Source organism: Shimia abyssi (assembly GCF_003014475.1).
GTDB classification, from domain to species: domain Bacteria; phylum Pseudomonadota; class Alphaproteobacteria; order Rhodobacterales; family Rhodobacteraceae; genus Shimia; species Shimia abyssi.
Genome location: NZ_PYGJ01000008.1, coordinates 107,752 through 130,955, shown reverse-complemented (window position 1 = coordinate 130,955; position 23,204 = coordinate 107,752). Strand labels below are relative to the sequence as shown.

The window sequence follows — 23,204 nt, the reverse complement described above, 5'->3', positions numbered from 1 at the left end:
CTATTGCTTAGATCGCCCGGTGACACCCTCATTATTGCGCCCCCCCCTGCCTCCAGTAATTTTTTCATTGCCCAAAGTGATAGTGGAATTTCTCTCAGTGTATTCTTCAAACGCATGCACCGTGTCTGACTTGATCCAATAGTGCTTTTGCGTGCCAGTAAATAACGCCTTGATCCAGATTCCCTGACAATCGACCACAAATGCCCGATACGCCAGCGCACCTTCGTGATAGGATTTTACGGCCTTCCCATCAGGCGCGGTGTAATAATTGCCAGCACTTGAAAAAAGATAGATCTCACGGTCCATTAATTCGCAAGCTTCCGCTGTATGCGGAACGGACCACGCAACTACTGCAAGAATCGAACTCGTAATGCACTGACGGCCCCAGCCACGGAACCTATAGAAAGAGATGTCGCCCATTGTAGAAACCCCCAATCCAGAACCCAAAAAGATAAGAACACAAATATAATATAGAACGGAAAAAATTTAATTAAACCTATGAGCTCGCCGAACCACCGCCTGAGTTCAGAGCTGTTGCGAGGGGCATTAGGCTCTCGCATACCGATCAGCATGAATACACCACACAAGTAAGAGAAGAGAAAAACACCCCATCCGGGATTGAATGTGAAGCCAAAAACATCCGTCTGATCAGTCTTGAAACTACGCCCAAGCGCCAAAAAATTGTCCAACGCCATGCGGTGCAAAAACGTACCAGTCGTTTGAACGGAAACGCCGCCCGCGACATCCCAGCTATCCCGCAGTTCGTCCCGAGCCGTGCTTATGAACACAATCCGGTTTTCCAGTTTCGGCAGGGTCGTGCGCCCGTCCAGCGCATCAGTCAGCACAATTGCATCGGCGTGAGAGCATGGGTTGTGGGCCCAAAGCCAAAGTCGCGAAAAAAGGCCAGATGGCTCCTCAAGAGATTGAGGCATTTCCGAAACTTTGAGACCGCAGGTGATAGTGCGTCTCTTCCAGTCAAACTATGGGTCACCGATGCCCCAGAAAACCTCCATCTGACCGTCTGCTTTCGAGATCCGCGATATTTTGGCGATTGTCCGCTCGCAATCTTGCGGTAACCAGTCAGCCCAACGGTTTGCGCAGAGGTTTTGATAGATACCAACCGCCATCGAGGGCAGTTCGCCGTCGCGCGCATTGGTATCTTGAACCGACAGCGGATAAAGCCGCTTGCCAATAAACGACTCCGAAACCGTAATGCTAACCTGCACCACATGCGCGCATTCCTGTGCTAACCGCCTCAGATCTGCCTGCGCGCTTTCCCCCTCGAACTGCGCGACCCTTGTCGCTGAAATAAAGATATGCGTTGCATCCGCGGATGGAGGTCCGTCCTTGCAATACCGACTTGCCCCGCTTGGATCTATGCAATCGGTCCCGCCCAACTCACACAAAGTCGACAAAAACGACTCCCAGCCTTCATCGGGACGCACATATTCAAAAAAGATATCCAGCGCGATTGCCGAAGGTCGCCCATCACGTTCAAGGGTCTTAATGATCAGCGCCCAGTTTTCGTAAGTGGGCGGCCAACCGGGCCGGGCCTGGCGTCGTTTCAGGAACACCGAATCGACTTCCAGTATTGCTGTACGATCCTTTTCAGAATCTGGGTAAAGGTGCGCAAAAAAATAGTTCGCTACATCCGCCCCCGCCCGACTGGACACGCCAGCATAGTCAAACAGCATAAACGGCAGGCCGAACAACCACAAAATACACAGATATAACGCAAGCCTTGCAAATGAACCAATCGAAGGCATTATTCTATTCTAAATCCATTTTGAACAATCCGTAATAGGGACGATAATTTGAAACATTTTCTTAGTCCAATCGTATTTGGGGCAAGCATGTCCCTCGCTCTATCCGGCTGTAACTTGTCCGAATAAGAAATGGTGGCACTGGCTGGAACGGCTCTGGTGGTCGCCGCCACGTCCGACATTAGTCTGGACCGCCAACGCGCAATTGCGAACAAATCAACCGAAAACTACCTGCAGACACACCGTCGCAGCAGTGACCGCGCGCTCGAACGCAAGTTGCAAAGCATGGTCAAACAGATCGCCAGTGCAAACGGCCTTGGACCCGACTGGACGCTCTACCTGATGAACGAACGGGAACCAAATGCGCTAACACCGGGTGGTGGCGTCATTTTTGTGCATACCGGCTTTATTCCGATCGCCCATACCGAGGCTCAGATGGCGATGGTTCTAGCGCATGAAATGGCCCACTCAACACAGGCGCATTCGGCCAAACGCATACGCGACATGACCCGCACAGCTGTCCTCATCAATACGGCCGCTGGCGAAGTAAGTGGCGCGGGGCAGCGTGCCGCCCTCGATATCCTCGCCGCTAGCTCGGTCTCTGGTTACAGCCGCTCGGCAGAGACGCAGGCCGACAATGTCGGCTTTCAATATTTCGTCCGTGCCGGTTACGCGCCAGATGAGGCGAGCAAGGTTTTTCGTAATATGGCCAACGAATTTGGTGACATCGATGGCATTGCCCACGCGTTACACGGAACCCATCCCAGGAATCGCCAACGCGCCATTTCTCTCAGTAACAAGGCTGGATCGTCCGGGCGAACTGTTGGTCGTGTGTCATCACGTGACTATGATCGCCTGACCGCGAAATACCGATAACCCCAAGCGTATCATACTGGCCTTACACTGGGCTTCCGCGCCCGTACGTGCAGAAACATCGGCACCACACGCGTATCCGCAATCTTTGGATACGCGATCGCCGCCGCCTCTGACGCGCGCGGTTCGGCCATATGTTCGATAACAAACCCCGTTGAGATCAACATATTCACCCATGTTGCCAAGGTCCGGTGAAACCGCGGAACCCGAAACAACTCCGAAATCTCTTCTCCTGCCCGCTTTGCATCTCCAAAGGTCCATTCTTCGACGGACCCGTCATTCTCCTGATAATACTCACCCAGCCGCACTCCCGTCACACTGCCTGCCGCATCACGCAAAGTTTCGCGGCTGGGCGGCGCAAAGCAAGGATGCAGGATCGAAAACTGAAAGAAACCGTCGCTGCGGATCACCCGATACGCTTCTTTCACGGCACTCTCCTGATCCGCCACATCCATTAGGCTCATGAACGCAACCGCAAAATCAAACACGCCATCCGCAAACGGCAACGCCGTTGCATCCGCAACCTCATAGTCCATCCCCAACGGCGCCGTTGCCTCGGCCTGACGCGCGTGCGCCACAAACGTCGGAGCTACATCAATTCCGGTCATCCTCGCGCCAAGCTTGGCTAACTGGCGCGTATTGCTGCCCTCGCCACACCCAATGTCCAGCCCTTTCTGGCCGCCAATATCAGGCAGATTTCCCAGAAAGACTGGCGTATTCAGCCGGTCGCGATACACGTCATATCCCTTGCGCGACAGCCGCGTCCACGTCTCGGCATTACGTTCCCAACACGCCGCCACTTCAGACGTAGTCGTTTTATATTCGACCATCCGTGATCACTCCCGCAAAATCCAAGCGTCGCATTCTACGCACCATGTCGCTTTCCCGCTAGACCGTGTGTCTTTCCTAAAGCCAACTGACATCATGACCAATCGCATTCCTCTTGGCCCGCTCTCTGCGGTGTTGGCGGCGTTTTTCTTTTCGATCAATGACGTTGTCATCAAATTTCTTTCCGGCAATTACGCCCTGCACGAGATCGTGCTTGCCCGCTCCATTGTGGCGCTCTGCCTGCTGTTGATCGTCATTGTCCCGTTACAGGGTGGTTTCTCGGTGTTGCGGACAACACGCCTGGGGATGCACATGCTGCGCGGGGCTTGCGTAGTTTTTGCCAATACCACCTTTTTTCTCGGCCTCGCTGTCCTGCCTCTGGCTGATGCAGTGGCCGTGTTCTTTATCTCACCGCTGATCATCACCGCCATGTCCGCAATCTTTCTGGCGGAAAAGATTGGCCCCCGCCGTATCTTGGCGGTTGGCGCCGGAATGCTCGGTGTACTGATCATGATCCGCCCGGGCACGGGTGCTTTCAACCTTGCCCTCCTGTTGCCAATCATAGCGGCCTTCGCCTACGCCACGCTGCACATTCTCACCCGCAAAATTGGCAACACGGAAAGCGCGGCCACTATGGCCGTCTATATTCAGATCGTTTTTGTCGTCATCAGCGGTTGCGTCGGCCTCACTCTTGGCCATGGCGGATATGTCGATCAGGGCGGCGAAATGCTCGCGTTTCTCTTGCGTGAATGGATCCGCCCGGCCTCAGCTGACATCCCGCTGCTTGTACTTTTGGGCGTGGCCAGCGCGTGTGGCGGCTTTTTCATTAGCCAAGCCTACCGCATTTCCGAGGCCAGCATGATCGCCCCACTGGAATATTTTGCGATGCCCATGGCCGTAATCTTTGGCGTGCTGGTCTTTGGCGAATGGCCCCCACTCACCACATGGATCGGCATGTGCCTGATCATCGGCGCGGGCCTCTTCGTTTTCTGGCGCGAGGCCCGCACCAACACGCCCCCAACAGAAAGCCCCCGATTGCGTCGTTGATCCGGTTGCCCCGGTAATGGGCACCCCCTACTGTGCCTAAAAACCAAACGCATTTTCAGGACCAATCCTATGCCCTCAATCGACGCCGTCATATTCGATATCGGCAACGTGCTCATCCAATGGCAACCGGAAAACTTCTACGACCGCACCATCGGGGTCGCGCGGCGAAAGGCTTTCTTTGCCGCCACAGACATCCACACCCATCACCTCGAAATCGACCGGGGCGCGTCGCTGCCGGAAACCGTAGACATGCTGGTGGCAAAATTCCCCGATTGGGAAACCGAATTGCGCATGTGGAACGACAACTGGAACGATCTCGCCGCGCCCGATATCCCACATTCCGCCCGCCTGCTCTATGCGCTCAAGGCCACCGGCATCCCGGTCTTTACGCTGACAAACTTTGGCCACGACAATTTCCCTCTGTCGCAAATGGTCTACCCGTTTCTCAACGAATTTGATCGCGAATATGTCTCGGGCCGTTTGAAACTGATCAAACCCGACCCCGCAATCTACGCCCATGTCGAGGAAGACTGCGGCATAGCCCCTGCCCGCCTGCTGTTCGCCGACGACCGCCCCGAAAACATCGACGCCGCCGCAGCGCGCGGATGGCAAACCCATCTCTTCACCACCCCCCAAGGCTGGGCCGACCGCCTCGTTGCCGAGGGACTGCTCACCCCAGAGGCCGCGACATGACCACTATCATCCCCTTTGCAGCGGGCGAGGAAAATCTCGACTGGCTCGCTCTCACAGACGCGCTCGCCGCTGGCCACACCTTGCCTAAGGCCGAGATCTCCGACAGCTTCCTCTATCGCGGCAAAGACACCCTGCTGCAACGTCAGGCATGGATCGACGGGTTGGGCATCGGTGTGAAATCAGCCACCGTCTTTCCCGACAACCCAGCGCAGGAAGTGCCGATGATCCACGGCGCTGTCACCTTGTTTGACGATGCCCATGGCAGGTTAGAGGCCCTGCTCGACTTTCACCTTGTCACCAAATGGAAAACCGCCGGCGATAGCCTTCTGGCCGCGCGCCGCCTTGCCCGCCCGGACAGTCGCAATATCCTGATCGTCGGCGCAGGTACCGTGGGGCGCAATCTGCACGCAGCCTATTCAGCGGCGTTCCCCAATGCGCAGTTCACAGTTTGGAACCGCACCGCCGCCAATGCTGAAAAGATGGCAGCGCAAATCCCCGGTCTCAAAATCGCACTCGACCTGCCCGCCGCTGTTGCCGCCGCCGATATCATCACCTGCGCCACCATGTCGACCGAACCCACGCTACTGGGTGAATGGCTCCGGCCCGGCCAACATGTCGACCTGATTGGCGCCTACCGTCCCGACATGCGCGAGGCTGACGACGTAGCCCTGCAACGCGCCCGCATTTTTGTCGACAGCTTTGAGACGACCCTCGACCATATTGGCGAGTTGAAACGTCCTCTGGCGTCCGGCGTAATTTCCCGCAACGATGTGCTGGCCGATTACTACGCGCTTGATGCGTTCAAGCGCCAATCGGACGACGAAATCACCCTGTTCAAAAATGGCGGTGGGGCCCATCTTGATCTGATGACCTCACGCTACATTCTCGACCAATGGACCGGCGCCTAAATCGCGAGGAGAGCCCGCCAAAGGCTTGAGGAGCGCGCGTCGCGTTAACCAAATCCGCTGCGCGCAACGTCCAAAATGGAACCGACGCAATACCGATGTTTTACCGACGGAATACCGACGTGGTATTTTCCCCGCAAAAGCGCCGTTAACTCACGCCACCACCGTCTGGCGCACGCTCTCCTTGATCGGCAAATGCACCACGGCGCTAAACGCTCCTACAGCCACACCAACCCACCAAACCGCTGTGTAATCGTGAAACGCATCGTACATCCGCCCGCCCAGCCAGATCCCGACAAAGCTGCCCAGCTGATGGCTGAAAAACACGATTCCATACAGCGTGCCCATATATCGCACGCCATACAAATGTGCGACCAAGCCAGACGTCAACGGCACCGTTGCCAGCCACAACGACCCCATCACAAGTGAAAACACAACCACACTCAGCGGCGTGATCGGCAACAGGATGAACACAGCGGACGCCACTGTTCGCGCAACGTAAACCCCTGCAAGCAAGTACTTTTTAGGAAAACGCTTCCCTGCCCATCCGGCGGCCAGCGTGCCAAAAACATTCGCAAAACCAATCAGCGCGATGGCCACTGCCCCCAGCGCAGAAGTTGTCGATACGCCCACGCTGGCCAACATGCCCGACGGGTCCACCGCAGCGCACATCTCAGTGATCATCGCCGGGAAATGCGCGGTGATAAACCCAAGCTGATATCCGCAGCTAAAGAACCCGAGGAAAATCAATGTAAACGACGGATCCCGCACCGCACGGCCCAGTATCTGCACCATGCTTTGACTCGTCCCAGCCTTGCTCTGAGCAGGCAAACGCATGAAGGGCAGCAAAAAAAGCACCGCCAAGATACTGACCGCAAACAACAAAAACGTCGCCTGCCAGGTCATAAAACTCAGCATCCACTCCGCCAACGGCGCGCCAAAGATTTGCCCCCCGGATCCCGCAACCGTGGCAATTGCCAGCGACATTGATCTGTTTTCCTCTGAACTTGCACGCCCCACCACGGCAAGGATCAGGCCAAAGCCTGTGCCTGCGATCCCAAAACCGACAAAAATCTCATACATTTGATGTGCTTGCGGGGTCACGGCAAAGGACGACAACACCAACCCACCGGCATAAGATACCGCACCAAGGATGATAGCTTTGCGATCGCCAAATTTCTCTGCGATTGCCCCAAAAATGGGCTGCCCTATACCCCATGCCAGATTCTGAATGGCAATCGCCATCGAGAATTCACTGCGCAACCAGCCAAATTCTTCGGCAATTGGAATCTGAAACACGCCAAAGCTGGCACGAATGCCGAAGGACACCAGAATGATCATACAGCCGACGATCAAGGCCGGTGTAAAGAGGGGGATGTGTCGCTCCATATCGGCCTCCTGATGCGCGCGAAAACCATGCCGCGCGCTCGACCTTCGGTCAATTCAGCATTTGTTCAGACATTGATCATATTCTGTCATATGTCGCGCGTGTCTTCCCTCCGCGCCGCGCATTGGCTAAGTCTTGGGCATGAGCACTTTGCCCGAGATTTACGCCGCAAAAATCGCGGCAGGCACGCTTCAGGCCGATCCGGCCCAGGAAGCGATCCTGCCGCAATTCGAACGCATCCGTGCGGAGCTTTTGAAGCCCGTCAAAAAAGGTTGGTTTCGCAAGGCCACGCCTGAACCGGTTCAGGGGCTGTATATCTGGGGTGGTGTTGGCCGTGGCAAATCCATGTTGATGGATTTGTTTGTCGACTCGCTTGACGTCCCGGTACGCCGCGTGCATTTCCACGCCTTCATGCAGGAAATTCACGAGGCAATGCACAAAGCCCGCAAGGACGGCGTCGCAGACGCGATCCAACCTGTGGCCCATGCCGTCTCCGACAGCGTGCGCGTGCTCGCCTTTGACGAAATGCAGATCACCGACATCACGGACGCCATGATCGTCGGTCGGCTGTTCGAGCACCTCTTTGCCGCCGGCACCGTTGTCGTCACCACCTCAAACCGCATCCCCGACAACCTCTACAAGGATGGCCTCAACCGCCAGCTTTTCCTGCCGTTCATCGACCTGATCAAACAACAAATGCGCGTCTGGGAACTGGTCAGCCCAACCGACTATCGTCAAGACCGCCTCTCCGGAAATCAGGTATACTTTGTCCAAGCCGGAACCGAGGCCCGCGCCCAGATCACCTCGATCTGGCAAGACCTCACAGGTGGCGATGCAGAACCGCTGGTCCTGACGGTCAAAGGGCGGCAGGTCGAACTCCCCGCCTTCCGAAACGGTATTGCCCGTGCCAGTTTCTTTGACCTATGCGGCAAAATGCTTGGCCCCGGCGATTACCTCACCATCGCCAATTCGGTCAAAGTTTTGATCCTAGAGGATATTCCGCAACTTTCGCGCCATAACTTCAACGAAGCCAAACGCTTTGTGACTCTGATCGATGCGCTATACGAGGCCAAGGTTCGCTTGATCTGTTCCGCCCGTGCCGAGCCCGAAATGCTCTATGTCGAAGGCGAGGGCACTTTCGAATTCGAACGCACCGCCAGCCGACTGCGCGAAATGCAAGATGCCGATTGGGGCCAAGACGCCTAGAACGGCAACCCTACGTAATTTTCCGCAACCGCCGCCTGTGCCGCTTCGGACGAAAACAGATACTCCATCTCTATATCCTGGAGGCGTTGATCATAGTCGATGCTGTCGGGGAACGTGTGCAGCAACGATGTCAGCCACCAGCTGAACCGCTGCGCCTTCCACACCCGCGCCAGCGCCTTCTCCGAATAGCCTTCAAGCCCGGCGTCATCACCATTCAGATAATGATCCGTAAGCGCATGATAAAGATAGTAAATATCCGACGCCGCTGTATTCAACCCCCGCGCTCCGGTTGGTGGTACGATATGCGCGGCATCCCCCGCCAGAAACAGGTTCCCGTAGCGCATCGGCTCGGCCACATAACTGCGCAAAGGCGCGATGGATTTCTCGATCGACGGCCCCGTTTCCATAACATTGGCTAAATCCTGGGGCAGTCGCCGCTTCAGTTCAGACCAAAAGGCATCGTCACTCCAATCCTCAACATCGTCGGTCAACGGCACCTGAATGTAATACCGGCTCAACACCTGACTGCGCAGCGAACACAGCGCAAATCCGCGCTCGTGCCGCGCATAAATCAGATCCGGTGACACAGGCTTGGTCCGGCTTAAAACCCCAAGCCACCCAAAGGGATAGACCTTTTCGTATTCCCTCAAGACATCCCCCGGAATCGACTTGCGGCTGACCCCGTGAAACCCGTCCGCGCCAATAACATAATCGCAATCAATTCGAACAATATTGTCGCCGTCCCGATAGGTGACATTTGGTTTCTCTGCCTTCAGGTCATGCAGCTTTACGTCCTCGACATTGTGGATCACAGTGCCCTTCATCCGGTCCCGCGCCTCATATAGATCGCGAGTCAATTCGGTCTGGCCGTATACAATGACCGAATTGCCAGAATGTTTCTGCAAATCTAACCGGTGAACCTCACCTCCGCTCGCAACGCAGAATGCGTTATGGATTTCACCTTCGCGATCCATACGATCGCCGCATTGCGCCTCTCGCATCAGCGCGGCAAACCCGTGTTCCAATACCCCGGCCCGAATACGACCCAACACATATTCCCGGCTTTGACGTTCAAGTAGGATCGTATCGATCCCCTTAAGGTGCAAAAGCTGCGACAGCATAAGCCCCGAAGGCCCGCCGCCAATGATGCAAACTTGAGTTTTCATATCCTGTCCTCCTCCCGCGCTTCCATCATACTAGGTTAAACAGCCTATTTCTGAATGGACCGGATAGGGTCAAACTTGTACAAATCAAACATGAAACCTTCAGATCACCAGACGATTGCAACCTATAATCTCTTTGGCGAGGCTGGCGATCTGCCCGACGTAGTGCATTGCGAGACCATCGAGGCGCGTTCACGCTTGCATGATTGGGAATTTGCCCCGCATCGGCACGCCCGCTTGCATCAGGTGTTGTACATTCAAAACGGACAAGGCCACGCATCGCTTGATGGCAAGCGTTGCGAATTGACGCCAAGCACCTTTGTCAACGTGCCAACAGGCGTTGTTCATGGCTTCACATTCGACAACGGCACCCAAGGGCAGGTGATCACACTTGCCACCGAAAGTCTCGACGAAACCCTGCACAGCGCAGAAGGGCTGACCGCGTTCCTGAACCGTCCATTTTCCCGCCCTGCCACGCCTGACATCTCTCAAACCGTCGCCCAGATCGCCACGGTCTTTGCCAGCCGCCCCTTTGCCCGCGCCCAGATTTTACGGGCAAGCTGCGCGCTTTTGCTTGGATATATCGCACAGGCGGCGTTCCACGCGGATATCTCGGGCAACCCAATCGCCAAACCTGCGCTTCTCGCGCGGTTTGAGGCATTGATCGAACAGCATTTTCTGGACCAATGGTCGGTGTCCGATTACGCAAACGCCCTTGCCGTCACGTCGACCCATCTTAGCCGGATCACAAAATCCGCGACCGGCCGCCCGGCGTCTCACCTCATCGAAGAACGCATCGTACGCGAAGCCCGGCGTAATCTTGTCTATACCAACCTGCCTGTATCAACGATCGCCTATTCGCTGGGCTACGAAGACCCGGCCTATTTCAGCCGGGTCTTTTCGCGCGCCACCGGATTGTCACCAAGAGATTTCCGCCAGCGCGCCATGTCAAAACGTTAGGCGCATTCCAACAGCAATGTCCCAGCGGCCGTATTGGAAATCGGAATGTGATAATTGCGCGTCAACTCGGTCACATCATCCCCCAACGCGCCGCGCATCATCATCCACATAAGGAACTCCGTTCCCTGCGCTCCGGCCTTTTCGACCAGTTCCAATCGCGAAATCTCGGTTAGAACCTCCGGGTTACTGACAATGTTTTCAAGGCAATAGAGGTCAAACTCCTTGTTGATAAATCCGGCCCGTTGCCCGTCCAATTGATGCGACAATCCACCAGTGCCCAGTACAACCACCTTGATGTCTTCGGGATAACTCAGCACCGCCTTGCGCAATGCCTTGCCAAAATCCAGCGCCCGTTTCAGCGTCGGGATCGGGTGCTGCACCGTGTTCGCACTGATCGGGATGGCCCGTGGCATATCCGGATTATGTGGAGCGCCGGGCCAGAATAGCTGCATCGGGACAGTAAACCCGTGATCCACCGGCAGTTCCTGACAAGACGTGATGTCAAATTCATCGCTGACCATCGACTCGATGATATGCCAGCTTAACTCCGGCGCCCCTGGAAACGGATCCAGCTCAGGAATACCCCAGCCTTCATCCTCATTGCGATATTCATGCGCCGCACCAATGGCAAATGTCGGCATGCGATCCAGAAAAAACCCAAGTCCATGATCATTATAGATATTGATCACCACATCTGGCTTCTGTTCCTTGATCCATGCGTGAATCTTAGGGTAGCCGTCAAAAAACGGCTTCCAATACGGATCGTCCTGCAAATTCTTGGCAATTGCATTGCCCACTGCGGGAATGTGCGACGTGGTGATTCCACCCAATATTCTGGCCATGTGAACCCCTCCTCACGCCTGTGAGTTCAGGAAATCCTGAAACTCTTCGGTCGTGCGCCCGGTTTGCAGCCCACCAACATCTTGCACAGACAGCTTAAAAATCCCTGCCAGCTTGGCCAAATAGTATATGTTCCCACCTGCCTCGATCATCCCAAGAATATCCCGCGCGCGAACCGCATCCCTTTGCGCATCGCTCAGCCTATAATTCGCCATATAGGCGTCCTCATCGGCGGCAAACGCCTCACGGTTTTCTCTGCTGTTAAACGAATAGCACATCTTATTCAGCGCATAGCCCTTCATGGCCATCCTGCCGTCAAAGATCGTCGTGCCCGGAATGTCGACATGATAGTCATAGCCCGGTTGTTCCATCGTATCCTCCTGGATCATTGCGCCCAATAGAGTCGCATAGGGTTATCGACGAGCAGCTTTTGCCGCTGTTGGGAGGTTCGCGCGATTTTCGGAATGTAATCGACCAATACACCGTCATCCGGCATATGCGATTTCATGTTTGGATGTGGCCAGTCGGTGCCCCATAGCACCCGGTCTTCGAACCGGTCGACAATGGTCTGATAAAACGGGATCACATCGTCATAGGGCACTCCAACAGCACTCAGCCGCTCAGGGCATGTCACCTTGGTCCAGATATTCTCGTTTTGCGCCATCAGGTTGATAAAGCGATCAAAATCCGGGTGATCCACGCCCTTGGTCACATCAGGTCGGCCCATATGGTCAACCACGATGATACCGGGCAACTGTTTCAGAAATGGCTCCAGCTCTTCCAGATCCGCAGCCTCAAAATAGACCACTATCGACCAGCCAAATTCCTGAATTTTGTCTGCAATGTCGATGAACACGTCTTTAGGCGTCGCATCCACCAGCCGCTTCACAAAGTTGAACCGCACGCCGCGTACGCCGGCGTCGTGCATCTCGGCCAGCTCTTGGCGTGTGATATCAGCGCCCACGCTGGCCACCCCCCGTACCAGCTCACCACCCGCATGACAGGCGTCCACCATCGCGCGGTTGTCCTTGCCGTGGCACGTAGCCTGTACGATCACATTGCGCGAAAACCCCAGAAAATCACGCAATTCAAAAAGCTTATCCTTGCCTGCGTTGCATGGCGTATATTTGCGCTCAGGCGCAAACGGAAATTCTGGGCTGGGTCCAAACACATGGCAATGTGCGTCCACTGCCCCCTCGGGTAAATCAAAGTCAGGCACTTTCGGGTTGGGGTGAAAAACCAGCCAATTCGCGTCCATTTCCTGTTCACTCATACAAACACCTCCCCATCCATTAACTTGCGCGCCGTCCGCAAGATCGCCGTCTCGCCCACAATACTGCTGCCATCAAGACGCGCGACCACGGTCATTTCTCCAGTAGGATGCTCAATCGACATGCTGCGCTCTGCCCCTTCACCGCGACTTGCCAGCTCAAAGGCAACCGATCCCTCAATCAAACAGCCCGTCGCCACACTCACCGCCCCCAATACGCCAATTGTCTTGTGACAACGATGTGGGATGAACGTGCGGGTCGCTATGGCACCACCGCTACGCGGCGCGCTGACCATCGTCATCTTGGGCACGGATTTCTCCCGAACATCACCTAAATTCATCATCTGCCCACAGGCCAGCCGGATCGCCTCAAGCCGTGCACGTAAGGCGGCGTTGCTCTCCAAAACCTCCGGCGCTTCATCCCCGACAATCCCCAAATCCGCGGCCCGCATCACGACACAGGGCATTCCATTGTCAATCATCGTCACGGCCACATCTTCGACGAGATCAACAACATTGCCACTTGGCAGCAACGCCCCACAAGACGACCCGGCCGTATCGCGAAACGCAATCGGCACAGCTGCCGCGCCGCCCGGAACACCATCAATCTGCACTGTGCCATCATACGTCACGGCACCACCTGGCGTTGCCACCCGCGCAACTGCCACCTGCCCGGTGTTCTCCATATAGATCGCCACCGGCGTCTCACCCTCTCGTGCCTGAACCAACCCCCGTTCAATGGCAAATGGTCCTACCCCGGCTAATATATTCCCGCAATTCTGCGTGTCCGCCACAACCGGTTGATCCACAAACACCTGCAAAAACAGATAATCCACATCCACACCGGGCCGGGCCGACGCCTTCACAACCGCCACCTTCGAGGTCAGAGGATCGGCCCCACCAATCCCGTCAATCTGGCGCAAATCAGGTGATCCCATCGCCCGCAGCAAAATTGCATCCCGCGCCTCAGGATGACTTGGCAGATCATCGGCCAGGAAATACGCCCCCTTGGACGTACCACCACGCATCCACATGCACCGTATCCCGCCACTCATACCAAACGTCCTTTTTCATCTTGCCGGAATTACTTCGGGGGGAGCGGGGGGCACCCCCCGCCCGGTCGGATTGCGCAAGCAATCCGAAACACCTCAGACGTATTTCAGCCCTTTTTCCGCCAAACGCCCACGCATGTCATACATGTCTAGACCCAGCTCACCCGCCTCAAACCGCGCCCGCTTAGCCTCTTCACTGGTCTCCCGCACCCGCGCTTTCTCAAGAACGGCAACCGCCTCGTTGCGGCGCACCACACAAACACCATCATCGTCGGCCACCACGATGTCACCCGGATTGACCAGCTGATCCGCACATATCACAGGCACATTCACCGACCCCAACGTCTCCTTGATTGTGCCTTGCGCATGAATCGACTTGGACCAGACCGGGAATTTCATCTCCGTCAAGTCGCGCACATCCCGCACACCGGCATCAAGCACCAATCCACGGCACCCCCGCGCCATAGCGGATGTCGCCAACAGGTCGCCAAAATACCCCGCATCTGACGGCGTGATTGTGCCCAACAGCATGATATCCCCGGCCTGAAGCTGTTCGATGGCCACATGGATCATCCAATTGTCACAGGGCGGAGCCAAAATCGTTACCGCTGATCCGGCAATCCGGGCACCGGGATATATCGGTCGCATATACGCCGCCAACAGCCCCTTGCGCCCTTGCGCCTCGTGAACAGTCGACACACCACATTCCGCCAGCCCGTCAATCACCGCCTGATCTGCGCGCTCAACTTTCTGGACGACCACCCCTGTTGTGCCCGGCTGAGAACTCATGTCAGCTCATCCACAGTCGTCGGAAATATCGTCTGGAACCCTTCGGCATATTGCGCAGCACGTCCCCCGGCCTGCCCGCCGGAATTGCGCCGAAAATGGTTGGCGCGGTTTTCGGCCACGTTCTTATAGAAATTCCAAAGATGCTCCTGCCCCTGCATACATTGAATGGCCGCCCATTTCTTGTCCCAGACATCGGTGATGTCCAGAAACACGCTGGGTTTCCACTCCATCTGCTCGGTCTGATGCGGTTCAAACAGATACAACTGCGGCGCGCCGAGCACTTTTTGACCCGGATTATGCCCCCAAGCTTGCGCAATCATCCGGCATTCCAGCGCGAACTGGGTCGTGTTCATATGGTCAGTGTTGTACGGATCCCACTTGGAATGAGACATCATGAAACTTGGCTGAACCTCGCGGATCACATCCACCATGCGATCCTGCGTCTCCCGCCCCAGATCAAGCGGATAATCCCCAACATCAAAAAACCGGATGTCGTTCACACCCAGCGCGGCCGCTGCGTTCTCGGCTTCTTCCCGGCGCGCTACCTTAACCTTATCCAGCGTCATGCCGTCCTGTTTCCACAGCTTCGCGCTCTCACCGCGCTCGCCGTAAGACAGGCACACTACCGTCACCTCGTAGCCCTTGGCCTGATGCAAAGCGATGGCACCTCCTGCGCGCCAAACAAAATCTGCCGAATGCGCACTAATAACCAATGCTGTCTTTGTGTCTGACATAAACGGGCTCCCGCTGGTTTTGACTCTGGCCGACGCAAAAAACGACCATTCGCAGAACTTACTCCACTCAGCTTTGAATTGCCTATTTCGAAATGAGACCTTACTATAACGTAAAGCTATAGGACGTCATGCAGAACGGTTTCCCCAATATTCGCCACATGCGCGTTTTCCTCGAGGCTGCGGCTACTGGATCCGTGTCCCACGCCGCTGAGCGGTGCCACTTGTCCCAACCCGCGGCAACACAGGCCATCACCCGACTGGAATCCGACCTGGGTGCCGCGCTCTTGATACGCCGACGTCAACAGTTCTCACTCACCGAATGCGGGATTGCCTTCCAGAAACGGGCAACATCGGCTCTCGCGCACCTTGAAACCGGGGCCCGTGCTGCCCTGCGCGCAGCTGGTGCAACGCGCCGCCGTCGCCCTTCTTTTGAACGCGCCGTCACTGCGGCCCAACTGCGCACATTGATCGCCATCGCCAATAGCGGTAGCTTCACAGTTGCGGCGCGCAATCTGGATCTGTCACAACCAACCGTCCACCGCGCTGCCCGCAGCCTCGAAGCGCAAGCTGAAATGACGTTCTTCACCGCCCGCCCCTCCGGGGTCGCGCTCACTCCGGCCGCGGAATCATTTGTTCTGGGGGCCAAGCTGGCACAGGCCGAAATCAGGCAAGGGATTGAGGAGATCAGCCGCGCACAAGGCAAGGACAAAGGCACTTTCCTCCTTGGCAGCCTGCCGCTGGCCCGCACAACAATCGTGCCCCGTGCGATACACGCGATGGTCAGCGACAATGATGGCATCCAGATCCGCGTTATCGACGGTCGCTATCTGGAGCTTTTACGCTCTTTGCGAGAGGGCGACCTTGATTGCCTTATTGGCGCGCTGCGCGATCCACCTCCCGCCGACGACGTGCATCAGGAATTCCTTTTCCGCGATGCGCTCGCCATTGTCGCGCACCCTTCTCACCCCTTGGCGCAACGCCCATCCGCCACGCTTCAGGATACGCTGGCCTACCCATGGATTGCCCCTCCGCGTGAAACACCCGGCGGACAATTTCTGTTTGAAACGTTGCGTATTGAAGATCGCGAACAAACCCCTGTACGCATTGTATCTTCATCGATGGTCATGTTGCGCAGCATCCTGGCCGAAGGCCCATACGTGTCTGTCGTGTCACGCCACCAGATCAGCGTCGACGAAAACTTGGGCATGATCACCCCTCTGAACATCCCCTTGACCGGCCACCACCGCGACATTGGCCTAACTTATCGCAAGGGATGGCACCCCACAAAAACACAAGCCCAGTTCATTGAATTCCTGCAAAAATTCAGCACCGTTTCCGAAGAAGGTCCACACTGAAATCGCCACCAACATAGCTTTTTTCAATGCTGATCTGGTGAATTGAATTGGCACAACATGAACCCTCGGTGATAGGCTCGACCTGACCAACGGCAAGAAAATAGAACGTCGCCAACCAAGGAGAAGCGCCCATGGGCATGGACAAGGACTATGAGGACATACCCGGTACGTTCGTCTTCGATGCCGACCGGGGCCGCGAAGGGTATCACCTCAATCAATTCTGCATCTCGTTACGTCTGCAAGAGAACCGCGATACCTTCAACACAAACGAAGAGAGCTACCTTGACGCCTATCCAATGACCGCGGAACAGCGCGCCGCCGTGCTCAATCGCGAATGGAACCGTTTGCTCGAACTTGGCGGCAACATTTATTACACCAGCAAACTCGCCGCGAATGACGGGATCAATTTTCAGGACCTCGCGGGCATCATGACCGGTATGGGCCGCGAGGCATACAGAGACATGATGCTGCATGGCGGTCGCTCTCCCGAGGGCAACCGCTATCAAAGCGAATGGGACAAAAAGGAAAACGACTGATGGCACGTATCACAGCAGGAGTCGGGTGCAGCCATGTACCCGCCATTGGTGTCGCCATGGACAGCGGCATCACCGAACAGCCTTATTGGGAACCCGTCTTCGAAGGCTTTGAAAAGTCCCGCGAATGGATGAAGGACCAAAAGGCAGACGTGATTTTTCTGGTCTATAATGACCACTGCACAGTGTTTGATGCATCCTGCATCCCCACCTTCGCCTTGGGCTGTGCGGCAGAATTTGCCCCTGCCGACGAAGGATGGGGTCCGCGACCGGTACCCGTTGTCAAAAACCACCAGAAACTGGCCAGCCACATCGCCCAATCGCTGATCCTTGACGAATTTGACATCACCATCATGAACGAGATGGAGGTCGATCACGGCCTGACCGTGCCCATGTCGGTCATGTTTGGCGACAAGGGGCCAGACGATAAATGGCCCGTGCTGGTCGTGCCGCTTTGTGTGAACGTCGTGCAATACCCCGCCCCAACTGGTAATCGCTGTTACAACCTTGGCAAAGCTGTGCGCCGCGCGGTTGAGAGCTTTGACGAAGACCTGAACGTTGTGATCTTTGGCACCGGTGGCATGAGCCACCAACTGCAATACAAACGCGCTGGTCTCATTAACAAAGAATGGGACACCGATTTCCTGAACCGACTGACAACCGATCCTGTCAGCCTGTCGCAAATGCCCCACGTGGAATACCTGCGCGAGGCCGGTTCCGAGGGAGTCGAAATGGTCATGTGGCACGTTATGCGCGGCGCACTGGATGACGACGTGACCGAAGTGCATCGCCACTATCATGTGCCCGCCTCAAACACGGCTGTGGGACACATCATTCTTGAAAACAAAACAAGCTAACGGGGGCAATGATGAGACTTTGCGTAGCAGGCGCTTATGGTGCGTTCGGGTTGAAACATTTGGATGCGCTGGCCGCTATCGACGACGTATCGGTTACCTCGGTCATGGGGCCAACCCAATCCAAGATCGAAGCGCTCGCCAATGAACGCGGCATTGGACACGCTTCAACCTCGCTGGAAGACTGCCTTGCTCGCGACGATGTCGATGCCGTCATTCTCGCCACACCCACCCAGATCCACGCTGAGCAGGCCGTCGCCTGTATGCGCGCTGGCAAACCGGTGCTGATAGAAATCCCTATGGCGGATTCACTGGCCGACAGCCGGATGATCTGTGACGTGCAAAGAGAAACCGGCGTTTTGGCTATGGCCGGTCAGGTCCGCCGCTTTAACCCATCCCACCAATGGATACAGAACAAGATCGCAGCGGGTGAACTCAAAATCCAGCAGATGGACGTGCAAACTTATTTTTTCCGACGCTCCAACATGAATGCCAAGGGTGAGCCACGCAGCTGGACAGACCACCTGCTTTGGCACCATGCCTGCCACACTGTTGACCTGTTCCAATACCAAACCGGCGAAACCGCCTCGGAATGCTTCGGCCTTCAGGGGCCACCGCACCCGGAACTGGGCATCGCAATGGACATGGCGATTGGCATGAAAACTCCACAAGGCGCGATCTGTACCCTATCGCTCAGTTTTAACAATGACGGCCCGTTTGGGACGTTCTTCCGATACATTTGCGACAACGGCACATATATCGCCCGCTATGATGACCTTTACGACGGCTCGGAAAACCCGATCGACCTCAGCGACGTCGCCGTGTCCAACAATGGCATCGAGCTGATCGACCGCGAATTCATCACCGCTATCCAGGAAGGCCGCGAACCTAATGGCACAGTGCACGACGTGCTGGCCGCGATGGAAACGCTGGATCGCATCGAAAAAAGCTTTTCGTAGCCTTCCCCCATCCCCAAACCAAACCGCCATGTGCTCGCATGGCGGTTTTTGGCGTATCGACCGTGCTCACAGCACTGTTCATTGACCCGACTCAGGCTGGCTTCCTAAACTGAACCCATGGCTGCACCGGGTCAGCCCCACAATGATGGAGGCCAAAAAATGCACCCCGCTCTCAGAACGCGCCACCGTTTCGTGGTTCACGCAACTCTGGCATTTACCAAAGCTGACAATGCCCTGCGACTTGCCCAGCGCGAAACCCGCGCGCTTATGCCAGACATAACATCCGCAAAGGTGCGCCTGATTGGTCACCCCGGCTCTCGGATGCGCCGCCTATACGACGACCGGAACCGCGCACTGGAACGGATGCAGGTCGCCTATCTCAAGCTCGACCGTGCACGCAGCCGTCTAAACACCCAAAATGCGGATCTCTTTGCCTGAAAAAGCACCGGTTTTCACCCCATTACCTGGCTGCAACAGGCGCGCGCGCATAATCTTCTGCGCTCACATGCTCGAGCCAGTCAGCGGCCCGCCCATTAAGCTTTTCCTGCATCGCTAGATGCACCATACCCGTGTCTGGACCAGCCCCATGCCAATGTTCCTCACCGGGTGGAATCCAGACCGTATCGCCAGCCCGAATGACACGTGGTGCGGCACCGCGCGAACAAACTAGCCCAGCGCCCGATACCACATGTAATGTCTGCCCTAACGGATGCGTATGCCACGCCGTCCTCGCGCACGGCTCAAACGTCACCCACAATGCGTTCAGGCGGGCGGGCTCTGGTGCGTCCACAATAGGGTTCTGCCAGACACGACCGGCAAAATAATCGCTGTTTGCCAACTGACTCGCCCGGCTTCCCGCTTCAAAGATATCCATTGGCACCTCCCCCTCCGATGAATGCCCTCACATTCACTCTGCCATTCGTGCGGATGTAAACACTTCATTTTTGATCGCGACTGCAATTGGTTCCACGCAAATCTTAGACACAGCCACTTTGCGGAACAGGTTCCAGCATAAGTGATAAAGTGAAAGCACAGCGCGACTGGGACAGTTCAATCGAGATTGAGCACTCAGCCTATTGACCTTTCACTTCATTTCGTTAGAGAAGTCGCACATTCTCGAACTGGCCATTCCTTGGCCATCGAAAAAGGGAAGAAGGCCTCAATAGCTCAGCTGGTAGAGCAGGTCCTTCGTAAGGACAAGGTCGGGGGTTCGAGTCCCTCTTGAGGCACCATACTTCCCATCTAATATACTGAAATTGCTGCATAAAAACGAATTACTGTTTCGCGCATCCCCTGAATTGTCCCCCGAATATTCAACGCTACCATTAAAGCCTGTTAGTGCTGTTTGGTGCCGTATCGCCTGCAACCCCCGGTCACTGCCTTGCCGTGAAGTTGCACGGGCAATCTCTTAATATTTTCAAAATCATATTTATGAATATGTTTTCCTGTTAAGCGCTCCCTCAGAGTTCACGGTTTGGCAGGGGGTAGCGTGCTACACGTGCTACATGTGCTACATGGGTGGCGGCCCGTAGGTAAGGGAGGCACTTCAATCTTCACGGCCACAGACCAAGGACCGATGAAGGGCCAACATTTCAAATTTCCACAAAATGGGTTTTTGGGCTAGGCTCTGGACTCATAACCAAAACAACACCGCTGCCGCGAGGCTTGCAATTTTCCTTGGAAGTTTGAGGCTGCGCTAACCTTGAGGAGCAGACTTGCTTCGATCCAAATGGAAGGACCGAAAAGTCCCGCAACTCGGTCATAGCCGTTGGCAGTTCAAACGGCCAGCTCGAAGAAAAACGAAAATTAAAGCGGGCGCAAATCCGAAAGGCTCTTCTTCATTCAAATGCTATTGTGATTGGAATACTGCCAATGACTTCTTCTAGTCGTGTCGCTCGCTGGCTTCGATCAAACCGACTGTTGTCATTCAAGCCATTGCCAATCAATTTAACGATTTCCGGAGAGCCTGCAAACTTTGAATGGCTGCCGGAACTGGAGTTGCTGACCTTGGTTAGATCAATGGCGATGACCCCAAGCGTGGCGAGCTCGTCAATATTAGACGCACCCACGCGTGGCACTCCCCCAGCTATTTTTCGAGAAATGCTCAAAGCGCTGTCATCTCCAGATAACAGCACAAAAAATCGGTCGAATTTTGTGTCAATTTGCTCCAACTGTGAGCGGAACAAGTCCATATCAATATCAGGTGAAGCCAGGATAATGGTTTGAAGCCTACCTTGGGCATTGAACCTGCCCGTCTGGGCTGAGTCTTTCATCGCTTCCATGGTGAGAAACGCGCCCATAGAATGCGCAAAAATGTCGTATCCTTCCGCATTTGTTCGGGCCATGATCGAACTTATTTCGGGAAGCCTTGGCCGAGCGACCAAGGCGCTGTTCAAATCGTAGACGTATCGTGTAAGGCGCGCGGCTGATGCCCAATCAAACAGTACTGGCACACCCTGAAACCCGCTGTCCTCAACAAACTGCGCCAACCTAAGAACTGCGTCACTGGTTGTATTGTTGTAACCATGAACAAAGAAGAGGATATCCCTTTGCCCTCTGGGGATTTTGCGCAGCTCTCTGTTCACAGAGTCAATGAAGGCTTGCTCACTTGCGTAGATGGTGGGTTCGACAACGGCAAACTCCGTTCTTGGATCAGGCGGTAACCTTTTTGGGCGTTCCAACTCACCAACGACGTGCGTAGGTGGAATGGAAACCTGCACAGACGCCAACCCCAGTTCAGGGGCACGCCGATCCGAGTATAGGGCCCCAACGGTTTCTGTTTCTTGCCGCGTAGTCATCAGGAATACTTTTTGTTTTTTCGCGGCTTCAACCGAACCTACAGGCACATTGGGATTGTCCACTCCGATCAGCTCCGGTGGCGGCGAACACGCGACCAACAAAAGCGTCGTCGTCAAGCAAACGAAAAATCGAATGATTTTCATAGTATTCTTGTCCCTCGCTTGAACTAACCAAAGAGCTCGTATCGTTGTAAACAACGTACACAAATTAACAAATCTGGGCATGGCTACCTTGACATAGGGCAATGTCCGATAATCTCTTTGCGACCCTTACAGACATAACATCGTCGGAATTTAATGCCGCCTTGGGGCTCATCACGGTCATCTGACTCTTTTTATCGGATGACTGGATCGCGATGGATAGCGGCCCTTGCGATGGTCGATTCCATTCACCCATTTAACGTGATTCATGTGCGACAGGAGGATTGTCCATGTCGCATCTGTTTTGGCTCGACCAAGAGCGTCTCAACCGCATCAAGCACATGTTCCCAAAGCAACGTGGTGTTGCTCGTGCTGACGACCGAAAGGTTCTCAGTGGCATCATCCATGTCATTCGCAATGGCTTGCGCTGGCGAGACGCTCCATCAGACTATGGGCCACATAAGACGCTATACAACCGATGGGCGCGATGGTCCCAGATGGGCGTCTTTGCACGGATCCTGACCGAATTGGCCGCTAAAGGCGATGCTACAGGCACACTAATGATCGATGCGACCCACCTGAAAACCCATAGAACAGCGTCCAGCATGGGGCTTAAAAAAGGGGGCGTGGTCGCCTGATTGGCCGCACCAAGGGTGGGCTGAACTCGAAACTCCATGCCGTTACCGATGCGGTGGGTCGTCCCATCCAACTATTTCTGACTGCGGGGAATGTCAGCGATTACATCGGCGCACCGGCGCTCTTACCCTCACTGCCTGCTGCCGATTGGATGCTGGCGGATCGCGGCTATGACGCCGATTGGTTCCGTGAGGGCTTGAAAGAAAAGAGGATCAAACCCTGCATCCCATCTCGGCGGAACCGCAAAGACGCCATCCAACATGACACCAAGATTTATCGAAGCCGTCACCAGATTGAGAACATGTTCGGACGGCTGAAGGATTGGCGCAGGGTCGCGACCCGCTACGACAGATGCCCTATAATCTTCCTGTCTGCCATCGCCCTCGCGGCAGCGGTGTTGTTTTGGTTATGAGTCCAG

At 55.5% G+C, this 23,204-nt stretch carries 26 protein-coding genes and 1 tRNA gene; 13 read left to right on the top strand and 14 right to left on the bottom strand.

The window, feature by feature from the left end; all coding sequences use genetic code 11:
* From CLV88_RS13525 to CLV88_RS13515, 3 genes are all read right to left on the bottom strand, one after another.
* Window positions 1-306 (bottom strand): hypothetical protein, encoded by a 306-nt coding sequence (locus CLV88_RS13525; protein WP_106608936.1) that lies wholly within the window; start codon window positions 304-306, stop codon window positions 1-3.
* Between the two features lie 41 nt (window positions 307-347).
* Complete coding sequence (locus tag CLV88_RS13520; protein ID WP_133169966.1) at window positions 348-845, bottom strand: hypothetical protein; 498 nt, start codon at window positions 843-845, stop codon at window positions 348-350.
* Window positions 846-980: 135 nt separating this feature from the next.
* Window positions 981-1,766 (bottom strand): CHASE2 domain-containing protein, encoded by a 786-nt coding sequence (locus tag CLV88_RS13515; RefSeq protein WP_106608934.1) that lies wholly within the window; start codon window positions 1,764-1,766, stop codon window positions 981-983.
* Window positions 1,767-1,895: 129 nt separating this feature from the next.
* Here CLV88_RS13515 and CLV88_RS13510 point away from each other — a divergent pair, with 129 nt between their 5' ends.
* Window positions 1,896-2,639 carry a M48 family metallopeptidase gene (locus CLV88_RS13510; protein ID WP_106608933.1) on the top strand — a complete coding sequence of 248 codons (744 nt, stop codon included), beginning with the start codon at window positions 1,896-1,898 and terminating at the stop codon, window positions 2,637-2,639.
* 11 nt (window positions 2,640-2,650) lie between these two features.
* On the opposite strand, the gene CLV88_RS13505 is transcribed toward CLV88_RS13510, so the two are convergent.
* Window positions 2,651-3,466: a class I SAM-dependent methyltransferase gene (locus tag CLV88_RS13505; RefSeq protein ID WP_106608932.1), complete on the bottom strand. Its 816-nt coding sequence runs from the start codon at window positions 3,464-3,466 to the stop codon at window positions 2,651-2,653.
* 94 nt (window positions 3,467-3,560) lie between these two features.
* On the opposite strand from CLV88_RS13505, the gene CLV88_RS13500 reads away from it, so the two are divergent.
* The 3 genes from CLV88_RS13500 (at window position 3,561) to CLV88_RS13490 (ending at window position 6,112) form a co-directional block, all read left to right on the top strand.
* Window positions 3,561-4,511: a DMT family transporter gene (locus CLV88_RS13500; RefSeq protein ID WP_106608931.1), complete on the top strand. Its 951-nt coding sequence runs from the start codon at window positions 3,561-3,563 to the stop codon at window positions 4,509-4,511.
* A 69-nt stretch (window positions 4,512-4,580) separates the two neighbouring features.
* Entirely contained in the window at window positions 4,581-5,204 is a 624-nt protein-coding gene (locus CLV88_RS13495) for an HAD family hydrolase (RefSeq protein ID WP_106608930.1), read from the top strand.
* Window positions 5,201-6,112 carry an ornithine cyclodeaminase family protein gene (locus tag CLV88_RS13490; RefSeq protein WP_106608929.1) on the top strand — a complete coding sequence of 304 codons (912 nt, stop codon included), beginning with the start codon at window positions 5,201-5,203 and terminating at the stop codon, window positions 6,110-6,112. The genes CLV88_RS13495 and CLV88_RS13490 overlap by 4 nt, the downstream gene beginning before the upstream one ends.
* 150 nt (window positions 6,113-6,262) lie before the next feature.
* Here the strand turns inward: CLV88_RS13490 and CLV88_RS13485 are convergent, their stop codons facing one another.
* Window positions 6,263-7,498 carry an MFS transporter gene (locus tag CLV88_RS13485; RefSeq protein ID WP_106608928.1) on the bottom strand — a complete coding sequence of 412 codons (1,236 nt, stop codon included), beginning with the start codon at window positions 7,496-7,498 and terminating at the stop codon, window positions 6,263-6,265.
* Window positions 7,499-7,637: 139 nt separating this feature from the next.
* Between CLV88_RS13485 and zapE the strand changes: the two genes are divergently transcribed.
* Entirely contained in the window at window positions 7,638-8,702 is a 1,065-nt protein-coding gene (gene zapE / locus CLV88_RS13480) for a cell division protein ZapE (RefSeq protein WP_106608927.1), read from the top strand.
* Here zapE and pobA read toward each other — a convergent pair.
* Window positions 8,699-9,868 (bottom strand): 4-hydroxybenzoate 3-monooxygenase, encoded by a 1,170-nt coding sequence (pobA, locus tag CLV88_RS13475; protein ID WP_106608926.1) that lies wholly within the window; start codon window positions 9,866-9,868, stop codon window positions 8,699-8,701. The two genes, zapE and pobA, sit on opposite strands and share 4 nt — an antisense overlap.
* 90 nt (window positions 9,869-9,958) lie before the next feature.
* Between pobA and CLV88_RS13470 the strand changes: the two genes are divergently transcribed.
* The gene (locus CLV88_RS13470) at window positions 9,959-10,825 is read left to right on the top strand and encodes a helix-turn-helix domain-containing protein (protein WP_165798894.1); all 867 of its coding nucleotides are present in this window, start codon (window positions 9,959-9,961) and stop codon (window positions 10,823-10,825) included.
* Here the strand turns inward: CLV88_RS13470 and CLV88_RS13465 are convergent.
* The 6 genes from CLV88_RS13465 to CLV88_RS13440 all read right to left on the bottom strand — a co-directional run bounded on the left by CLV88_RS13465 (window position 10,822) and on the right by CLV88_RS13440 (window position 15,510).
* Window positions 10,822-11,667, bottom strand: coding sequence for a class III extradiol dioxygenase family protein (locus CLV88_RS13465; RefSeq protein ID WP_106608924.1), 846 nt, complete (start codon window positions 11,665-11,667; stop codon window positions 10,822-10,824). The genes CLV88_RS13470 and CLV88_RS13465 overlap by 4 nt on opposite strands.
* A gap of 12 nt (window positions 11,668-11,679) precedes the next feature.
* Window positions 11,680-12,036, bottom strand: a complete 357-nt coding sequence (locus tag CLV88_RS13460) for a protocatechuate 4,5-dioxygenase subunit alpha (RefSeq protein ID WP_106608995.1) — start codon at window positions 12,034-12,036, stop codon at window positions 11,680-11,682.
* Window positions 12,037-12,050: 14 nt separating this feature from the next.
* Complete coding sequence (locus CLV88_RS13455; RefSeq protein ID WP_243403665.1) at window positions 12,051-12,938, bottom strand: amidohydrolase family protein; 888 nt, start codon at window positions 12,936-12,938, stop codon at window positions 12,051-12,053.
* Window positions 12,935-13,990, bottom strand: coding sequence for a 4-oxalomesaconate tautomerase (locus tag CLV88_RS13450; RefSeq protein WP_106608923.1), 1,056 nt, complete (start codon window positions 13,988-13,990; stop codon window positions 12,935-12,937). Before CLV88_RS13450 ends, CLV88_RS13455 begins: the two co-directional genes overlap by 4 nt.
* 93 nt (window positions 13,991-14,083) lie before the next feature.
* Window positions 14,084-14,776: a 4-carboxy-4-hydroxy-2-oxoadipate aldolase/oxaloacetate decarboxylase gene (locus CLV88_RS13445; protein WP_106608922.1), complete on the bottom strand. Its 693-nt coding sequence runs from the start codon at window positions 14,774-14,776 to the stop codon at window positions 14,084-14,086.
* Window positions 14,773-15,510, bottom strand: a complete 738-nt coding sequence (locus CLV88_RS13440; protein WP_106608921.1) for a PIG-L deacetylase family protein — start codon at window positions 15,508-15,510, stop codon at window positions 14,773-14,775. The genes CLV88_RS13445 and CLV88_RS13440 overlap by 4 nt, the downstream gene beginning before the upstream one ends.
* A gap of 128 nt (window positions 15,511-15,638) precedes the next feature.
* On the opposite strand from CLV88_RS13440, the gene CLV88_RS13435 reads away from it, so the two are divergent.
* The 5 genes from CLV88_RS13435 (at window position 15,639) to CLV88_RS13415 (ending at window position 19,649) form a co-directional block, all read left to right on the top strand.
* Complete coding sequence (locus tag CLV88_RS13435; RefSeq protein ID WP_106608920.1) at window positions 15,639-16,865, top strand: LysR family transcriptional regulator; 1,227 nt, start codon at window positions 15,639-15,641, stop codon at window positions 16,863-16,865.
* Between the two features lie 131 nt (window positions 16,866-16,996).
* Entirely contained in the window at window positions 16,997-17,401 is a 405-nt protein-coding gene (gene ligA / locus CLV88_RS13430; protein WP_106608919.1) for a protocatechuate 4,5-dioxygenase subunit alpha, read from the top strand.
* On the top strand, window positions 17,401-18,255 hold the full coding sequence (locus CLV88_RS13425) for a class III extradiol dioxygenase subunit beta (protein ID WP_106608918.1): 855 nt from the start codon (window positions 17,401-17,403) through the stop codon (window positions 18,253-18,255). Before ligA ends, CLV88_RS13425 begins: the two co-directional genes overlap by 1 nt.
* A gap of 11 nt (window positions 18,256-18,266) precedes the next feature.
* On the top strand, window positions 18,267-19,211 hold the full coding sequence (locus CLV88_RS13420; RefSeq protein ID WP_106608993.1) for a Gfo/Idh/MocA family oxidoreductase: 945 nt from the start codon (window positions 18,267-18,269) through the stop codon (window positions 19,209-19,211).
* Between the two features lie 159 nt (window positions 19,212-19,370).
* Complete coding sequence (locus CLV88_RS13415; protein WP_133169965.1) at window positions 19,371-19,649, top strand: hypothetical protein; 279 nt, start codon at window positions 19,371-19,373, stop codon at window positions 19,647-19,649.
* A gap of 22 nt (window positions 19,650-19,671) precedes the next feature.
* Here CLV88_RS13415 and CLV88_RS13410 read toward each other — a convergent pair whose 3' ends face one another.
* Window positions 19,672-20,085, bottom strand: coding sequence for a (R)-mandelonitrile lyase (locus tag CLV88_RS13410; RefSeq protein WP_106608916.1), 414 nt, complete (start codon window positions 20,083-20,085; stop codon window positions 19,672-19,674).
* A 282-nt stretch (window positions 20,086-20,367) separates the two neighbouring features.
* Here CLV88_RS13410 and CLV88_RS13405 point away from each other — a divergent pair.
* Window positions 20,368-20,443 (top strand) — tRNA-Thr (locus tag CLV88_RS13405).
* Window positions 20,444-21,049: 606 nt separating this feature from the next.
* On the opposite strand, the gene CLV88_RS13400 is transcribed toward CLV88_RS13405, so the two are convergent.
* Window positions 21,050-22,153: an alpha/beta hydrolase gene (locus tag CLV88_RS13400; protein WP_106608915.1), complete on the bottom strand. Its 1,104-nt coding sequence runs from the start codon at window positions 22,151-22,153 to the stop codon at window positions 21,050-21,052.
* 287 nt (window positions 22,154-22,440) lie between these two features.
* Between CLV88_RS13400 and CLV88_RS13395 the strand changes: the two genes are divergently transcribed.
* Window positions 22,441-23,198, top strand: a protein-coding gene (locus CLV88_RS13395) for an IS5 family transposase (RefSeq protein WP_106608914.1) whose coding sequence is annotated in 2 segments (ribosomal slippage) — window positions 22,441-22,777 and window positions 22,777-23,198 — 759 coding nt in all. Because the reading frame shifts where the segments join, the coding sequence is not laid out codon by codon here.
* Window positions 23,199-23,204: the final 6 nt, after the last annotated feature.

Excerpts from the sequence above, each read along its gene's own strand:
- CLV88_RS13425 (WP_106608918.1), top strand. The coding sequence starts at position 17,401 with ATGGCACGTATCACAGCAGGAGTCGGGTGCAGCCATGTACCCGCCATT.
- CLV88_RS13510 (WP_106608933.1), top strand. The coding sequence starts at position 1,896 with ATGGTGGCACTGGCTGGAACGGCTCTGGTGGTCGCCGCCACGTCCGAC.
- CLV88_RS13460 (WP_106608995.1), bottom strand. The coding sequence starts at position 12,036 with ATGGAACAACCGGGCTATGACTATCATGTCGACATTCCGGGCACGACG.
- CLV88_RS13455 (WP_243403665.1), bottom strand. The coding sequence starts at position 12,938 with ATGAGTGAACAGGAAATGGACGCGAATTGGCTGGTTTTTCACCCCAAC.
- CLV88_RS13450 (WP_106608923.1), bottom strand. The coding sequence starts at position 13,990 with ATGAGTGGCGGGATACGGTGCATGTGGATGCGTGGTGGTACGTCCAAG.
- pobA (WP_106608926.1), bottom strand. The coding sequence starts at position 9,868 with ATGAAAACTCAAGTTTGCATCATTGGCGGCGGGCCTTCGGGGCTTATG.
- CLV88_RS13500 (WP_106608931.1), top strand. The coding sequence starts at position 3,561 with ATGACCAATCGCATTCCTCTTGGCCCGCTCTCTGCGGTGTTGGCGGCG.
- CLV88_RS13490 (WP_106608929.1), top strand. The coding sequence starts at position 5,201 with ATGACCACTATCATCCCCTTTGCAGCGGGCGAGGAAAATCTCGACTGG.
- CLV88_RS13465 (WP_106608924.1), bottom strand. The coding sequence starts at position 11,667 with ATGGCCAGAATATTGGGTGGAATCACCACGTCGCACATTCCCGCAGTG.
- zapE (WP_106608927.1), top strand. The coding sequence starts at position 7,638 with ATGAGCACTTTGCCCGAGATTTACGCCGCAAAAATCGCGGCAGGCACG.
- CLV88_RS13470 (WP_165798894.1), top strand. The coding sequence starts at position 9,959 with ATGAAACCTTCAGATCACCAGACGATTGCAACCTATAATCTCTTTGGC.
- CLV88_RS13515 (WP_106608934.1), bottom strand. The coding sequence starts at position 1,766 with ATGCCTTCGATTGGTTCATTTGCAAGGCTTGCGTTATATCTGTGTATT.
- CLV88_RS13410 (WP_106608916.1), bottom strand. The coding sequence starts at position 20,085 with ATGGATATCTTTGAAGCGGGAAGCCGGGCGAGTCAGTTGGCAAACAGC.
- CLV88_RS13445 (WP_106608922.1), bottom strand. The coding sequence starts at position 14,776 with ATGAGTTCTCAGCCGGGCACAACAGGGGTGGTCGTCCAGAAAGTTGAG.
- CLV88_RS13440 (WP_106608921.1), bottom strand. The coding sequence starts at position 15,510 with ATGTCAGACACAAAGACAGCATTGGTTATTAGTGCGCATTCGGCAGAT.
- CLV88_RS13435 (WP_106608920.1), top strand. The coding sequence starts at position 15,639 with ATGCAGAACGGTTTCCCCAATATTCGCCACATGCGCGTTTTCCTCGAG.
- CLV88_RS13495 (WP_106608930.1), top strand. The coding sequence starts at position 4,581 with ATGCCCTCAATCGACGCCGTCATATTCGATATCGGCAACGTGCTCATC.
- ligA (WP_106608919.1), top strand. The coding sequence starts at position 16,997 with ATGGGCATGGACAAGGACTATGAGGACATACCCGGTACGTTCGTCTTC.
- CLV88_RS13420 (WP_106608993.1), top strand. The coding sequence starts at position 18,267 with ATGAGACTTTGCGTAGCAGGCGCTTATGGTGCGTTCGGGTTGAAACAT.
- CLV88_RS13415 (WP_133169965.1), top strand. The coding sequence starts at position 19,371 with ATGCACCCCGCTCTCAGAACGCGCCACCGTTTCGTGGTTCACGCAACT.
- CLV88_RS13485 (WP_106608928.1), bottom strand. The coding sequence starts at position 7,498 with ATGGAGCGACACATCCCCCTCTTTACACCGGCCTTGATCGTCGGCTGT.
- CLV88_RS13400 (WP_106608915.1), bottom strand. The coding sequence starts at position 22,153 with ATGAAAATCATTCGATTTTTCGTTTGCTTGACGACGACGCTTTTGTTG.
- CLV88_RS13525 (WP_106608936.1), bottom strand. The coding sequence starts at position 306 with ATGGACCGTGAGATCTATCTTTTTTCAAGTGCTGGCAATTATTACACC.
- CLV88_RS13505 (WP_106608932.1), bottom strand. The coding sequence starts at position 3,466 with ATGGTCGAATATAAAACGACTACGTCTGAAGTGGCGGCGTGTTGGGAA.